Origin of the sequence: Methyloversatilis sp. MC4-4 (assembly GCF_049843555.1) — a bacterium.
In the GTDB taxonomy this organism is placed as follows: domain Bacteria; phylum Pseudomonadota; class Gammaproteobacteria; order Burkholderiales; family Rhodocyclaceae; genus Methyloversatilis; species Methyloversatilis discipulorum_B.
In genome coordinates this window covers 647,709-662,282 of the sequence record NZ_JBBHZK010000001.1, presented here as the reverse complement: position 1 = coordinate 662,282, position 14,574 = coordinate 647,709, and the positions used below count along the sequence as shown (strand labels likewise).

General features: G+C 66.5%; 12 protein-coding genes and 3 tRNA genes. 1 reads left to right on the top strand and 14 read right to left on the bottom strand.

What is annotated here, in order from left to right; translation table 11 throughout:
• Positions 1-33 precede the first annotated feature (33 nt).
• Positions 34-3,765 carry a response regulator gene (locus WDZ97_RS03080; RefSeq protein ID WP_425761754.1) on the top strand — a complete coding sequence of 1,244 codons (3,732 nt, stop codon included), beginning with the start codon at positions 34-36 and terminating at the stop codon, positions 3,763-3,765.
• Between the two features lie 8 nt (positions 3,766-3,773).
• Here the strand turns inward: WDZ97_RS03080 and WDZ97_RS03075 are convergent, their stop codons facing one another.
• From WDZ97_RS03075 to lepB, 14 genes are all read right to left on the bottom strand, one after another.
• Positions 3,774-5,822: an extracellular solute-binding protein gene (locus WDZ97_RS03075; protein WP_425761753.1), complete on the bottom strand. Its 2,049-nt coding sequence runs from the start codon at positions 5,820-5,822 to the stop codon at positions 3,774-3,776.
• 174 nt (positions 5,823-5,996) lie between these two features.
• Positions 5,997-6,072 (bottom strand) — tRNA-Gly (locus tag WDZ97_RS03070).
• 32 nt (positions 6,073-6,104) lie between these two features.
• Positions 6,105-6,178 (bottom strand) — tRNA-Cys (locus WDZ97_RS03065).
• Between the two features lie 66 nt (positions 6,179-6,244).
• A tRNA-Gly gene (locus WDZ97_RS03060) sits at positions 6,245-6,320 on the bottom strand.
• Between the two features lie 71 nt (positions 6,321-6,391).
• Positions 6,392-6,964, bottom strand: coding sequence for a CDP-diacylglycerol--glycerol-3-phosphate 3-phosphatidyltransferase (pgsA, locus tag WDZ97_RS03055; RefSeq protein ID WP_020165049.1), 573 nt, complete (start codon positions 6,962-6,964; stop codon positions 6,392-6,394).
• Positions 6,965-6,969: 5 nt separating this feature from the next.
• Positions 6,970-8,757, bottom strand: coding sequence for an excinuclease ABC subunit UvrC (gene uvrC, locus WDZ97_RS03050; RefSeq protein WP_198291252.1), 1,788 nt, complete (start codon positions 8,755-8,757; stop codon positions 6,970-6,972).
• A gap of 8 nt (positions 8,758-8,765) precedes the next feature.
• Complete coding sequence (gene nagZ / locus WDZ97_RS03045) at positions 8,766-9,800, bottom strand: beta-N-acetylhexosaminidase (RefSeq protein ID WP_425761752.1); 1,035 nt, start codon at positions 9,798-9,800, stop codon at positions 8,766-8,768.
• Positions 9,797-10,186: a holo-ACP synthase gene (gene acpS / locus WDZ97_RS03040; protein ID WP_304005124.1), complete on the bottom strand. Its 390-nt coding sequence runs from the start codon at positions 10,184-10,186 to the stop codon at positions 9,797-9,799. Before acpS ends, nagZ begins: the two co-directional genes overlap by 4 nt.
• Positions 10,183-10,938 carry a pyridoxine 5'-phosphate synthase gene (locus WDZ97_RS03035; RefSeq protein ID WP_304005122.1) on the bottom strand — a complete coding sequence of 252 codons (756 nt, stop codon included), beginning with the start codon at positions 10,936-10,938 and terminating at the stop codon, positions 10,183-10,185. Before WDZ97_RS03035 ends, acpS begins: the two co-directional genes overlap by 4 nt.
• Before the next feature lie 2 nt (positions 10,939-10,940).
• On the bottom strand, positions 10,941-11,672 hold the full coding sequence (gene recO / locus WDZ97_RS03030) for a DNA repair protein RecO (protein WP_304005119.1): 732 nt from the start codon (positions 11,670-11,672) through the stop codon (positions 10,941-10,943).
• A 58-nt stretch (positions 11,673-11,730) separates the two neighbouring features.
• Entirely contained in the window at positions 11,731-12,621 is an 891-nt protein-coding gene (era, locus tag WDZ97_RS03025; protein WP_020165055.1) for a GTPase Era, read from the bottom strand.
• Positions 12,618-13,295, bottom strand: coding sequence for a ribonuclease III (rnc, locus tag WDZ97_RS03020; protein WP_019917819.1), 678 nt, complete (start codon positions 13,293-13,295; stop codon positions 12,618-12,620). The genes era and rnc overlap by 4 nt, the downstream gene beginning before the upstream one ends.
• A 4-nt stretch (positions 13,296-13,299) precedes the next feature.
• A complete protein-coding gene (locus WDZ97_RS03015) occupies positions 13,300-13,665 on the bottom strand; it encodes a DUF4845 domain-containing protein (RefSeq protein WP_304005113.1) in 366 nt (121 codons plus the stop codon).
• Between the two features lie 44 nt (positions 13,666-13,709).
• Complete coding sequence (gene lepB / locus WDZ97_RS03010; protein WP_304005110.1) at positions 13,710-14,522, bottom strand: signal peptidase I; 813 nt, start codon at positions 14,520-14,522, stop codon at positions 13,710-13,712.
• Positions 14,523-14,574: the final 52 nt, after the last annotated feature.

Sequence of the window (14,574 nt, the reverse complement as noted above, 5' to 3'; positions counted from 1 at the left end):
GCCGACCGTACGCCGCACAGGTGCATGTGAACGATGACGCTTCGCCGGCCGACATCGATTGCAGGGCTGCTGATCGTGCTCATCGTCACCACCGTGTCGGTGCTGCTGACGGCGGTCGGCGCGCTGGCGTATCGCGCATACAGCGTCGCCGAGCAGGGAGAATTCGAACGCTCGATCGAACTGGCCGCCGATCAGCTCGCGGTCGGGCTGGCGCCGGCGGCCTGGAATCTCGAGTATGAGCAGGTGCGCAAGCTGATGGAGAGCCGCATGCGCGACCGCTCGATCTATGGCGTCGTCGTGCAGCTGGACACCGCACGTTTTGCACTGCAGCGCAACGAGGACTGGGAACTGCAGTCGGTCGATGGCGACATCGACAGCACGGGCCTGTTCGTCACCGAGCAGCCGGTGACCTTCGGCGAACAGCGCATCGGCCAGGTGCGCGTCATCGGCAGTCCGCGTTTCGTCGACCAGGACCTGCGCAGCGCACTGGCCACCATGGTGCTGTTCACCGTTCTGCTCGATGTGGTACTCACGCTGGCGCTCTATGTCGCGCTGCAGCGCATGGTGCTGCAGCCACTGCGCCTGGTCGAACGCCACGCCGACGAGGTGGCACGGCACGGGCGGTCCACCACCGCGCTGGGCGATCTGAGCTTCCTCGGCGAACTGCAGCGGCTGACGCAGTCGGTCGACGCCATGGTGACGCAACTTGAAGCGCGCAACGCCGAACTCGAACGTTCGAACGAACGCTTCCGGCGGGTGATCCGCCTGCTGCCTCTGCCGATCAGCCTGTTCGATCGCGACGGCCGCATCCTGTACGTGAACGACTGCTTCGTGGACACCTTCGGCTATACGCTCGAAGACATTCCGGACGCGCACACCTGGTTCGGACTGGCCTACCCCGACCCGGCCTATCGCGCCGAAGTCCTGCAGACCTGGGGGCAAGAGCTGGCGAGCGCGCAGGGTGCGTCCGGCCTGGTGCGCGCCCGGCCCTATGTGGTGACCTGCAAGGACGGCAGCCGCAAGATCGTCGAGATCGGCGGCATGCTGGCCGACGACCCCAACATCACGGTACTCAACGACATCACTGACCGCACCCGGGCCGAAGAGGAACTGGCGCGCCACCGCGACCACCTCGAAGAACTGGTGTCCAGCCGCACGGCTGAGCTCGAAGCGGCCAATCGCCGGCTGGAAGAAACCCAGTTCGCGCTCGATCATGCGGGCGTCGCGATCCAGTGGATCGACGCCGCCAGCGGCTGTTTCAGCTACGTGAACGATCACGCCTGCACGCTCTACGGCTATCCGCGCGAACGTCTGCTCGGCATGCCGGCACACAGCGTGATCGACGACTTCACAGGCGCACGCCTGAGCGCACTCGAACCGGCGCTGCGCGCGCAGGGCCAGGCACGGATAGAGGCCGATGCGCGGCGTGGCGACGGCCGCGTCGTGCCGGTCGAGATCGGCATCTATTTCGATCCGCCGGCCGGCGGCGGTGCGGCGCACTACATCGCCTTCTCGATCGACATCACCCCACGGCGGGAAGCGGAACAGGCACTGATCGCGGCGCGCCTCGCCGCCGAAAGTGCGGCGCAGGCGCGCAGCGAATTCCTGGCCAACATGAGCCACGAAATCCGCACGCCGATGAATGCCGTCATCGGCATGACGCGGCTGGCGCTGCAGACCGAACTGACCGCCAAACAGCGCAATTTCGTGTCGAAGGCCAACGCGTCGGCAGTGGCGCTGCTGGGCATCCTGAACGACATCCTCGATTTCTCGAAGGTCGAGGCGGGCCAGATCACCATCGAATCGGTGCCTTTCCGGCTCGACCGCGTATTCGAATCGCTGCTGTCCGTCGTGTCGCTGCGCGCCGAGGAAAAGGGCCTGGACCTGCTGTTCGACGTCGCGCCCGACGTACCGCCGGTGCTGGTCGGCGACCCGCTGCGCATGGGCCAGATCCTGACCAATCTGGCCGGCAACGCGATCAAGTTCACCGAGCGCGGCGAGGTGCTGGTGTCCTGCCGCGTCATTGCGTGCGACAACCGGCATGCGACGCTGGCTTTCGGCGTGCGCGATACCGGCATCGGCATGAATGCCGATCAGCTGGGCGGCCTGTTCCGCCCCTTCATGCAGGGCGACACCTCGATTTCACGGCGCTTCGGCGGCACCGGTCTCGGCCTCGCGATCAGCCGGCGCCTGGCCGAGCTGATGGGCGGCACGCTGAGCGCGCACAGCGTGGAAGGCCAGGGCAGTACCTTCACCTTCACCGCACGCTTCGAAACCGGCGAGCTGCCGGACAGTGCCCGGCGTACGCTGCCGTCGGCACTGCACAAGCGTCGCGTGCTGGTGGTCGATGACAACCCAGAAGCGCTGCAGATCCTCTGTCGCGACCTCGAACACCTGGGTCTGAGCACCGAGCGCGCGCAGTCAGGGCCGCAGGCGCTCGAACTGCTGCGCAGCCGGCCACCGTTCGCGCTGCTGGTGTGCGACTGGAAGATGCCGGGCATGGACGGCATCGAACTGATCCGTCGCGTGCAGTCCTGCGACGATCTCGCGCATCCTCCCGCGGTCGTCATGGTGAGCGCCTATGGCGCGGACGACCTGCAGCAGGCCGGCGCCGGCCTGGCCATCGCCGGCGTACTCACCAAGCCGGCCAGCACCTCGTCGCTCTACGACGCCATCGTTTCGGCGCTCGGTCATCAGGTCACTGCCGAAGGCAGCAGCGGCGACGCACCCGGCAGCTTCCGCAGCGACGCGCTGCGCGGACGCCGCGTGCTGCTGGTCGAGGACAATCCGATCAACCAGGAACTGGGCGTCGAAATCCTGACCGGCGCCGGTGTCCGGGTCACCGTCGCCGAGAACGGTGCCGAGGCGTTGCGACGGCTCGACGCGGAGGAGTTCGACTGCGTGCTGATGGACGTGCAGATGCCGGTGATGGACGGCCTCGAAGCGACCCGCGAAATACGCCGTCGCGAGCGACTGAACACACTGCCGGTGATCGCGATGACCGCCGGTGCCATGCCCTGGGAACGGGAGCAGACGCGCGCCGCCGGCATGGACGACCATGTGACCAAGCCAGTCGATGTCGACGAATTGCTGCGCACGTTGACGCGCTGGCTGGGCAGCATGGCGCCGACGGAGCAGGCCGCGGGCAATTCCGCGCCGACTGCCGGAGCCGCGCCGCTGCTCGACACCGCCGCCGCGCTGCGCAGCATGAATGGCGCCAGCTCAACCTATCGACGCGTGCTCGGCATGTTCCTCGACAGCGCGGACACCGCGCAGACGCAGCTGAAGCAGGCTTGGGCAGATCGCGACTTCGACACCCTCGGGGAGCTGGCTCACCGGCACAAGGGCAGCGCGGCCGCGCTCGGCGCGCGTGCCCTGAGCACGGCGCTGAGCGCCGTGGAGATGGCCTGCCGTTCCGGCGATCCGGCATTGATCGACGCTGCGATGACGGACAGCACACCGGTGTTCGCCGCCACCGTCGAGGCAATGAGGGTGCAGGCGGACGCCGGCTCGCTCGCGCCACCCTCGGCCACCGAACTGGACACGCTGCACGCCCTGCTGAGCAGCAACGACAGCGACGCGCAGGACGCGATCGCCCGCCTGCTGACGCGCCCTCAGCCCGCCAACATCCTGCCCGTGCTGCGGCAGATGTCGCGCGCGATGGAGCGCTACGACTTCGACGCTGCCCTGCTGCAGCTGGCGCAGCTGCGCGCCGCGATCGCCGCTGGCGCAGCGGACGCGAGCGGCGTCGAGGACCTCATCTAGGGCCTCCCCTAGCGCTTCAGATAGCCCGAATCACGCATCAGCCGCGTCACCTCGGCCTGCGATCTGCGCAGCGCGGTATCCACGTCCTGCTCGCCTTGCAGGGCACGCGCCAGCTCGGAGCCGACGGCATGACCGATGGCGGGAAATTCCGCGATGCCGACCCACTGTACACCGCTGTAGTGGCGCCCCGGCAGTTGCGTGTGCGAACCGGCGATGGCTTCGTTCACGAAGCGCGAGAACGGCGCGGCGTCGCGATAGCCGGGTGCATCGTAGGTCGACTGTCGGGTGCCCGGCGGCACCGCGACCCAGCCCCGGCGCGCCGCGACCAGACGGACGTAATCGGCCGACGTCGCCCACTCGACGAAGCGGCGCGCCAGCGCCTTGTTCGGCGACGAATCGGGTACCGTCAGCGACCACACCCACAGCCAGTTCGCGCCGTCCCGGACGCGCTCGACCGGCGCCGGTGCGAAGCCGAGGCTGGCAGCGACCGACGAGGTCCGTGGATCGAACAGCATGCCGGCCGCCACGGTTGCATCGATCCACATCGCGCAGCGGCCGCGGGCAAACAGGTCGAGCGTTTCCGGAAAGCCGTTGAGATGCGCGTCGGGCGGGCCGTAGCGACGCAGCAGATCGAGGTAGAGCGACGCCGCCTCGCGCCACGGTGCGCTGTCGATCTCCGGTCGCCATTGCGGGTCGAACCAGCGGCCGCCGAAGGTATTCACCATGGTCGTGAGCACCGGCACGTTCTCGCCCCAACCGGGTCGCCCGCGCAGGCAGATGCCGTAGATGCCCTTGGCCGGGTCGTGCAGCCGCGCCGCCAGTCGCCGGATGTCGGTATAGGTCGGCTGCGCCGGCATGACGACGTCGGCGGCGCGGAACAGATCGTACCGGTAGAAGGTCATCGAGCTCTCGGCGTAGAAGGGCAAGGCATACAGCTCGCCGCGATAGGACAGGCTGTCGCGGACCGGCGCCAGCAGGTCGTCGGCGCGGTAAGCGGTCGGCAGATCGCGGAACGGCGCCAGCCAGCCACGCGCGGCCCACAGCGGCGCCTCATAGGAGCCGATGGTCATCACGTCGAACTGGCCATCGGCAATCGCCAGATCGGTCATCAGACGCGTGCGCAGCGAATTCTCGTCCAGCACCCGCCATTCGATCTGTACGCCCGGGTTCTGGCGCGTGAATTCGGCGGACAACGACTTCAGCAACAGCATGTCCGGATTGTTGACCGTAGCCACCGTGATCACGTCGCGCCCGGAGGCCTGTGGCTTGCGCACGCTCAGCCCGTGCCGCATCAGGATGTCCTCGACGCGCCCTTCGCGCACAAGCGCCGACAGTCCGCGATTGAAGTCGGCGCGCAGCCGCTCGTGCCGCGGCGCGCGCCGCGAGAAGGCGACGTGAAAATCGCTGCGGAACAGGGGTGGCCGCAGGAATTCGAGCTGCCCGATCAGATGCGGGCGGTGCAGGATCATCAGATCACTGGCGCGGAATTTGTCGACCACCATCAGATCGATGCGGCCCAGCGCCAGCTTGTCCAGGTTCTGCAGATCGCGATCGACGTACTCGCGCTTGAGGAAATCCGCGCCGTCGAACGCGGCCGACACCGATGCGCCGCGCACGGCGCCAAAACGCAGATGCGACAGCTGGCGCAGCGTGTCCAGCGGTCGGGTCGCCGCGTCGGCCGGATAGGGAATGGCGAGCGAACGCTTCTTCAGCAGACCGCCGTTGGCGCCGGGAAACGGCGCGGACAGCACGAACTCGCTCTCCAGCGAACCGGAGTCAGGCGCCGGCAACAGTCCGTCGACCTGCCCCGAAGCCGCAACACTGCGGGCGCGTGCCGGCGGATAGAAGCGGATGTCCACCGTGTAGCCGACACGCTCGAAAGCGGTACGCACCAGTTCCGCCACATAGCCCTCGCGCGCATGCGTCGGACCGATGTACGGCGACAGTTCGGCAGCGACCAGGCGAACCGTGCCCGCAGCCGTGGCCACGGACGCACCGAGCGACAGCGCGACCCCGCACAGCAGGCGCAGGAGTGAGCGGAACTGGAGCGGACGCACGGATGCTGCACCTCAGGCCTATGCATAGCGGCTCAGCATATCGCGCTGTCGGCCGGGGCGCATCGCCATTACGACACGCCGGCGCACGATCGCCGCGATCGACGGACAGGATGGGGATTGAGGGCGCAGAAAGCAGAACGGGGACGCCTCGAAAGGCGTCCCCGTTCTGGGTGTTGGAGCGGGAAACGAGGCTCGAACTCGCGACCTCAACCTTGGCAAGGTTGCGCTCTACCAACTGAGCTATTCCCGCGTATCGGCACTTGCGCGCCGACCGAATTGTCCTGGAGGCGAGGGTCGGAATCGAACCGGCGTCCACGGCTTTGCAGGCCGCTGCATGACCACTCTGCCACCTCGCCGGTGGTGCAGCCCGGTCAGGGGCTGCAAATAAAAAGGGGAAGAAGAACTTCCCCTTTTTCAAATCTTGGAGCGGGAAACGAGGCTCGAACTCGCGACCTCAACCTTGGCAAGGTTGCGCTCTACCAACTGAGCTATTCCCGCAAGACAGGCGCGCATTATAGGCCTGCCGAAAAAGCTGTCAACACTTCGCGCCGAAGATTTTTGTGGCGCGCTCAGATCGCCTTGCGCGCACGCAGCTCGGGCCATGCCTTTCGCATGTAGTACACCATGGACCACACGGTCAGCACCGCGGCGATCCAGATCAGCTTGCTGCCGATGAAGCCCACGTCGATGCCGAACAGCGGTTCATAGTACAAAAGCATGGGGATCGCAATCATCTGCGCCGTCGTCTTCACCTTGCCTATCATCGACACGGCAACGCTGCGCGATGCACCCACCTTGGCCATCCACTCGCGCAGCGCCGAAATCGTGATTTCGCGACCGATGATGATGAGCGCGATGACTGTACTGGTCCGCGACAGCTCGACCAGCATGATCAGCGCAGCCGCCACCATGAGCTTGTCGGCCACCGGGTCGAGGAAAGCGCCGAAGGCGGAGGTCTGGTTCAGCGTGCGCGCGAGGTAGCCGTCCAGCCAGTCGGTAATGGCGGCGACGACGAACACGACGGTGGCGATCAGGTTCTTGTCCGGCATGATCAGCGTCTGGTCAGGCAGGAAGAACACACCGACGAAAAGCGGGATGAGCAGGATGCGCGCCCAGGTGAGCGCGGTTGGCAGCGTAAACATGAGCCCTAGTTTAACTGCCGCTGTATCTGTTCGGCGAGCTTGCGGCTGATGCCTTCGACCCGGCACAGATCTTCGACCGTGGCATTGCGCACGCCGGCCAGCCCGCCGAAGGTCGTAAGCAGGCGCTTGCGGCGCGCCGGTCCGATGCCCGGAATGTCTTCCAGCGTCGATGTCAGCCGCTTCTTCGCGCGTTTGGCGCGGTGACCGGCAATGGCGAAGCGGTGCGCCTCGTCGCGGATTTCGGCGATCAGGTGCAGCGCCGGATGATCGGGGCCGAGTACAAGACCTGCGGCGACACCCGGGCGTATCAGCTCCTCGGCGCCCATCTTGCGCTCTTCGCCCTTGGCCACACCGACCAGCGGCAGATCGAGCCCGAGTTCGGCCATCACTTCGACAGCGATGCCGAGCTGGCCCTTGCCACCGTCTATCAGCACCAGATCGGGCCGCGCCCCCTCGCCGCTCGCCACCTTCTCGTAGCGCCGAGTCAGCACCTGGCGCATTGCCGCGTAGTCGTCACCCGGTGTGATGCCGTCGATGTTGTAGCGCCGGTACTCGCCGTTGCGCATCGCGCCGTTGGCCCACACGACGCAGGAGGCGACCGTCGCCTCACCCATCGTGTGACTGATGTCGAAGCACTCGATGCGCTCGGGTGCGATATCGAGTTCGAGCGCCTCGACCAGCGCTGCGACACGATGCGAGGCGCGCGCGCCGGCGTCGATCTTCGCGCGCAGCGCGATCTCGGCGTTCTTCAGCGCCATGTCGGCCCACGCGCGTTCGCGCTCGTTGCGCGCGAGCGCCAGCGTCGAGCCCGGCAGCGGTGCCTCGACCTCGTCCTCCGGCAGCACATTGACGACGATGCGCCTGGGCGCGTTACCGCTCGCGTAGTGCTGGCTCAGGAAGGCCACCAGCATGTCGGCCGCACTGCCCTGCCCGGCCGCCGGGAAGTGGGCGTGATCGCCGAGATGGCGCCCGCCGCGCACCATCGCATGATTGACGCAGGCGGCCCCATCGCGCTCGATGGCGACGACGATGTCGAGGTCCTCGTCGCGCGCACTGTCGGCGAACTGCTTGTGCAGCACCTTGGACAGCGCGCGTATCTGGTCACGTATCTGCGCCGCCTTCTCGAAGGCGAGCGCTTCGGCAGCGGCATTCATCTGCGCCGACAGCTTGTCGATCACCTCGGAGTGACGGCCGTTCAGGAAGAGCGCGGTCAGCCGCACGTCCTCGTCGTAGTCCTCCTTCGACACGAGATCGACGCAGGGCGCGGAACAGCGGTGGATCTGGTGCAGCAGACAGGGCCGCGAACGGTTGGCGAACACGCTGTTCTCGCAGGTGCGCAGCAGGAAAGCGCGCTGCACCAGCTGTATCGTGTCGCGCACAGCCCACACATTGGGCAGCGGCCCGAAATAGCGCGCGTCGCGCCCGACCGTGCCACGGAAGAAACCGATGCGTGGAAAGCGGTCGTTGCTGATCCGGATGTAGGGGTAGGACTTGTCGTCCCGGAACAGGATGTTGTACTTCGGCCGCAGGCTCTTGATCAGGTTGTTCTCGAGGATGAGGGCCTCGGCTTCCGACCTGACGACGGTGATGTCCACCCGCGCGACCTGCGCCACCATGAGGCCGATGCGCGGACTCGACGGCGTGCGCTGGAAGTAGGACGACACGCGCCGGCGCAGATTCTTCGCCTTGCCGACGTAGAGCACGTCCTCGTCGGCGCCTATCATGCGATAGACACCGGGGTCTTCCGGCACCGTCGGCAGCCAGGCCTTCGCGTCGAAACCCATGTCTCGCAGCGTCCCCTTCAGGCGATCAGGCGCTGCACCGTGCCGAGTGCATCGCGGTAGCGCGCGTCCTGCGCCAGCACCGTGCGGTCGCCGTAGGGCTGCTTCGGCATCAGCGATTCGATGCGTGCGCTGCGCACGCTGTCGAATGCCGGCCGCCAGCCGTCGATCAGCTTCACTGCCTGGTCGCGCGCATTGCATACCAGCACCATGTCGCAACCGGCGTCCCACGCCGCCTCGGCGCGCGCGACCACGTCGCCGGCCACCGACGCCCCCTCCATCGACAGGTCGTCGCTGAACACGACGCCATCGAAGGCGAGCTTGTCGCGCAGGATGCCCTGCACCCAGGCACGCGAAAAACCGGCCGGCATGCGGTCGACCGCCGGATAGATCACGTGCGCCGGCATCACTGCGTCGATCTGCTTGCCGAGGTCGATGTAGGGGCGGATGTCGTCGGCCCAGATGGTGTCGAAATCGCGCTCGTCCACCGGAATCGCGACGTGCGAATCCGCCTCGACGAAACCGTGGCCAGGAAAGTGCTTGCCAACCGACTTCATGCCGGCCGCGCGCAGGCCTTCGGCCAGCGCACCGGCCAGCGGCGCGACGATGGCCGGGTCACGATGGAAGGCGCGATCGCCGATCACGCCGCTGCGTCCGAAGTCGAGATCGAGCACCGGCGTGAAGGACAGGTCCACACCCAGCGCACGCAGTTCGGCCGCCAGCACATAGCCGGCGGCGCGCGCATCGGCCAGCGCGCGCTGCGCGTCGACCTCGTAGCGCTCGCCCAGCGTGCGCATCGACGGCAGATGGGTGAAACCATCGGTCTTGAAGCGCTGCACCCGCCCGCCCTCGTGATCGACCGCGATCAGCAGTGGCGGTCTGCGCACAGCGTGGATGGCTTCGGTCAGCGCTGCCAGCTGTTGCGCATCATGGAAGTTGCGGGCGAACAGGATGAGCCCGCCGACCGACGGGTGAGCCAGCAGTTCGCGGTCTTCGGCATCCAGTTCGAAACCGGCCACGTCGATCATGACCGGTCCGGGCGGGGTCGTTCTCATGCAATGTTCTCCGTGCGCTCGACCACCACGAAGGCGAGCGCGTGTTCGGTTTCGTCGGACAGCGAAAGATGGGCACGCAGGCCGCGCGCGTTCATCCACGCCGTCAGCGTGTCGTCGTAGGCGAAGGCCGGTTTGCCGAGATCGTCGTGCGTCACGGCGATCGAGCGCAGCAGCACCGGCGTCCGGATGCCGGTGCCCAGCGCCTTGCCCAGCGCCTCCTTGGCCGCGAAGCGCTTGGCCAGGAAGTGCGCCGGCTGCTTCGCCGATTCGTACTCGGACACTTCGGCGGCGGCCAGGATGCGCCGCGCGATGCCGTCACCGTCCTCCGCCAGCATGCGCTCGAAACGCGCGATGCTGCACAGATCGGTGCCGATGCCGAAGATCACGCAGCCCTCCCGGCCGCCTCGCGCATCAGTGCCTTCATTTCGCGCACGGCCTCGCGCAGGCCGACGAACACCGAGCGGCTGACGATGGCGTGGCCGATGTGCAGTTCGCGCACGCCCGGCAGTTCGGCCACCGGCTGGACGTTGGCGTAGTTCAGCGCATGACCGGCGTTGAAGCGCATGCCGAGGTCGCGGATCATCTTGCCGCCGGCACGCACCTTGTCCAGTTCGACCACCACGGCCTGCGATTCGCGGTCGCGGCCCAGACCGTGGAAAGCGTGCGCGTAGGGGCCGGTGTGTACTTCGCACACCTGGGCACCGATGCGGGCGGCCGCCTCGATCTGCGCCGGCTCGGCATCGATGAATACGCTGGTGACGATGCCGGCGTCGCGCAGGCGTCCGACCACGCCGGTCAGCCTCTCTTCCTGCGACACGATGTCCAGCCCGCCCTCGGTCGTCACCTCGTGCCGGCCTTCCGGCACCAGCATGGCCATTTCCGGCTTCAGTGCGCAGGCGATGCCCACCATTTCCTCGGTGGCCGCCATTTCGAGATTGAGTTTGATGTGCACCAGATCGCGCAGCCGACGCACGTCGTCATCCTGGATGTGGCGGCGGTCTTCGCGCAGATGCACGGTGATGCCGTCGGCACCGCCCAGATGGGCCTCGACCGCCGCCCACACCGGATCCGGTTCGTAGGTGCGGCGCGCCTGCCGTATCGTGGCCACGTGGTCGATATTGACGCCCAGTTCGATCATGTTCAGAGATCCTGTAGTTCGATGAAAACGCGCCGCGTGCGCAGCTCCTGTCCCTGCAGATAATGCGCGATCAGCACGCGCATCAGTGTCTTCGCCAGCCGCGCGACCTGCGTGTCGGCGTAGTCGTCGGCGTGGATGGCCAGCGCCTGCGCGCCGCTGAGGCTGACGTCGTCCACGCCCCCCTCGCCTTCGAGCAGACCGAGTTCGGGCTTGTACATGTAGTGCGCCGCCGGATCGATCGCGTCGCCGTTGGCATCATGATCGAGCGTCAGCCCGTAGCCCAGTTCGCGCAGCAGTGCCTTTTCGAATCCGCGCAGCAAGGCTTCGTGGCGCACCGTTTCGGCCGGCGCCAGCGCGAGCTTCTGAACGGCTTCGGCATAGAGGTCGAACAGCGCCGGATGCGCGTCGTCGCGCGCCAGCAGGCGCTGCAGCAATTCGTTCAGATAGTAGCCCAGCAGCAGGCGCGGACCGGACAGCATGGGCCATGCACGCTGCCATTCGGCACGCGCCAGCGTGCGCAGTTCGCCGGCACCGAACCAGCCCAGATCCAGCGGCTGGAATTCGACCAGCACGCCACGCAGCTGCGAACGCGGCCGCTTGGCACCGCGCGCGACCAGACCAATGCGGCCGAAGTCGCGGCTGAACACGTCAACCACCAGGCTTGTTTCGCGATAGGGGTGGGACTGCAGCAGGAAGGCCGGCTGGCCGTCCACCCGCTGCTTGCCGGAGCTCACGGCACGGCCTTCCCGGCAGTGGGCCCGTCAGTGCAGATGGCGCGCATCGCCGACGAAGTCATGGCTCGAAGCCCAGGCTCTTCAGCGCACGCTCGTCGTCGGCCCAGCCGCTGCGGACCTTCACGTGCAGTTCGAGGAAAACCTTGGAACCGAACACCTTCTCCATGTCGCTGCGCGCCGCCGAGCCGACCGACTTCAGTACCTCGCCGCCCTGCCCGATCACGATGCCCTTGTGCGCCTCGCGACTGACGATGACACAGGCGGCGATGCGGCGCAGATTGCCTTCCGCCTCGAAGCGCTCGATCTCGACCGCCAGACCGTAAGGCAGTTCGTCACCCAGTTGCCGGAACAGTTTTTCGCGGATGTATTCGGCAGCGAGGAAGCGCTCGCTGCGGTCGGTGAAGTCGTCGGCGTCGAACATCGCCTGACCTTCCGGCAGCAGTTCGCCGGCCACCTTCAGCAATGCATCGAGCCCGTCGCCGCGCTGCGCGCTGACCGGCATGATGGCGTGGAAGTCGTGCAGCTTCGCGATGCGCTCGACGAAGGGCAGCAGCTTGGCGCGATCACCGGTCTTGTCCGTCTTGTTCAGCAGCAGCAGCACCGGACGGTCCTTGGGCAGCAGCGCGATCACTTCTTCGTCGGCCTCGGTCAGACGACCGGCCTCGATCACGAACAGGATCACGTCCACGTCGGCCAGCGCCTGCGTGACGGCGCGATTCATCACGCGGTTGAGCGCATTGCGGTGCTTGGTCTGGAAACCGGGCGTATCGACGAACACGAACTGGTGCGCGTCACGCGTCAGCACGCCGTGGATGCGGTGACGGGTGGTCTGCGCCTTGGCCGAGGTAATGCTCACCTTCTGGCCGATCAGCCGGTTCATCAGCGTGGACTTGCCGACGTTGGGCCGACCGACGATGGCGATGAAGCCGCAATGAGTGATGTCGGTCATGACTGCCCCTGAAGTTGTTCGAGTGCGCGCGTGGCGGCGGCCTGCTCGGCGTGACGGCGGCTGCGCCCTTCGCCTTCGGTGCGCAGACCGTAGGCTTCGACGATGCAGGCGGCGCAGAACACCGGTGCGTGCGCCGGGCCGGAGGTGGAGGCGATTTCGTAGCGCGGTGGCTTCTTCGCGCGTGCGTGCAGCCATTCCTGCAGCGCGGTCTTCGGGTCGCGGGCGTCACGCTCGGGATTCAGTGCATTCAGGCGGGCATCGAGCAGACGCGCGACGACCTTGCGCGCCGCCTCGTAGCCACCTTCGAGAAAGACAGCACCGATCAGCGCTTCGAGCGCATTGGCAAGCAGCGCCGGGCGGCTGCGACCGCCGGTCTTCAGCTCACCCGCACTGAGCCGCAGCGCATCGCCGACAGCGATGGCGGCAGCGATTTCGGCCAGCGTGTCTTCCTTCACCAGCGACGCACGCAGCCGCGACAGCAGACCTTCGGGCACATCCGGAAAGCGGCGGAACAGCAGATCGGTGGCGACGCAGTCGAGCACCGCGTCGCCCAGCAGTTCGAGCCGCTCGTTGTGAGTGGAGGAGAAGCTGCTGTGCGTCAGCGCCTGAGCGAGCAGTGCGCGCGACGCGAAAACGTGGCCGAGCGCCTGCTCGATCTGGGCATCCGGATTCAACGCGTCAGTTCGACCCCGAGGCCGACCCTTCGAAGTCGAACAGCAGGCTCACTGGCCCGAACAGCGGCACCTTGCGCTGGTAGGCGAAGGAAATCTCGACGCCCTGGGTGTCCTTGACGATGTCGAGATCGGCCGGCGTGACACTGGACATTTCGTCCATGATCGCGCGCTTGGCGTAGGCATTGCGGTAGTCGGCGACGGTACCGCCCTTGACCTCGCCGCTCTTCACGATGGCTTTCACGTTCTTCAGGATGGTGTAGTACTCGATCACCGCCGGCACCGACTTCATGCCGAGAATGACGACGATGGCGATCAGACCCGCCACCAGAATGAATCCCACCATGCTCAGACCGGACTGCTTGCGCTGCATCGCTGTCTCCCTGTTGCCTGTTCTGATTGTCTGACGCTGCCGGATCAACGGAAGCTGCCGATGCGGCCGAAATCGATGCCCTTCGGCGGCACGATGGCATCCGCGTGGAACCAGACGAAGAAGGCCTTGCCGACAATGTTGGCGTCAGGCACGAAGCCCCACACGCGGCTGTCCGCACTCTGGTCGCGGTTGTCGCCCAGCACGAAATAGTGGCCGGCCGGCACCTCGCAGCGCACCCCTTCGTGATTGTAGACACAGTTCTCGCGCCCCGGAAAATCGAGCGCCATCGGTACGTCGGCGCGCGCGTCGCGGTCGTTCAGGATGGAATGTTCGACCTCGCCCAGCGTTTCCGAGTAACGGTTGGAATAGTAGGCACGTTCCTTGTGGAAGTAGTCCTCCTGCGCCTTCACCGGCACCTCGACGCCGTTGATGGTGAGCCGCTTGTTCTGGTAGGCGATCTTGTCGCCCGGCAGGCCGACCACGCGCTTGATGTAGTCGACCGACGGATCGGCCGGGTAGCGGAACACCATCACATCGCCGCGCTGCGGATCATTCATGTCGACGATCTTGGTGTTGAGCACCGGCAGCCGCACGCCGTAGGTGTACTTGTTCACCAGGATGAAGTCGCCCACCAGCAAAGTCGGAATCATCGAGCCGGACGGAATGCGGAAGGGCTCGACGACGAAGCTGCGCAGCGTGAATACGACGATGATGACGGGGAAGAAGCTGGCACCGTATTCGACCCACCACGGGTCAGGGGTGCCGGCCGGGCGCTGCTTGGCAAACACCGCCTTGTCCATCACCCACAGAATGCCCGTGAGCACACACAGCACAAAAAGAATCAGTGCGAAATTCAAGATGGAAATCCAGTCGTATTGTCGGGCGTCCGGGCGGACGCCTCGTTTGTCG

Coding starts and splice junctions, on each gene's coding strand:
- WDZ97_RS03035 (WP_304005122.1), bottom strand. CDS start 10,938: ATGATCGAACTGGGCGTCAATATCGACCACGTGGCCACGATACGGCAG.
- WDZ97_RS03080 (WP_425761754.1), top strand. CDS start 34: ATGACGCTTCGCCGGCCGACATCGATTGCAGGGCTGCTGATCGTGCTC.
- era (WP_020165055.1), bottom strand. CDS start 12,621: ATGACCGACATCACTCATTGCGGCTTCATCGCCATCGTCGGTCGGCCC.
- pgsA (WP_020165049.1), bottom strand. CDS start 6,964: ATGTTTACGCTGCCAACCGCGCTCACCTGGGCGCGCATCCTGCTCATC.
- WDZ97_RS03015 (WP_304005113.1), bottom strand. CDS start 13,665: ATGCAGCGCAAGCAGTCCGGTCTGAGCATGGTGGGATTCATTCTGGTG.
- nagZ (WP_425761752.1), bottom strand. CDS start 9,800: ATGAGAACGACCCCGCCCGGACCGGTCATGATCGACGTGGCCGGTTTC.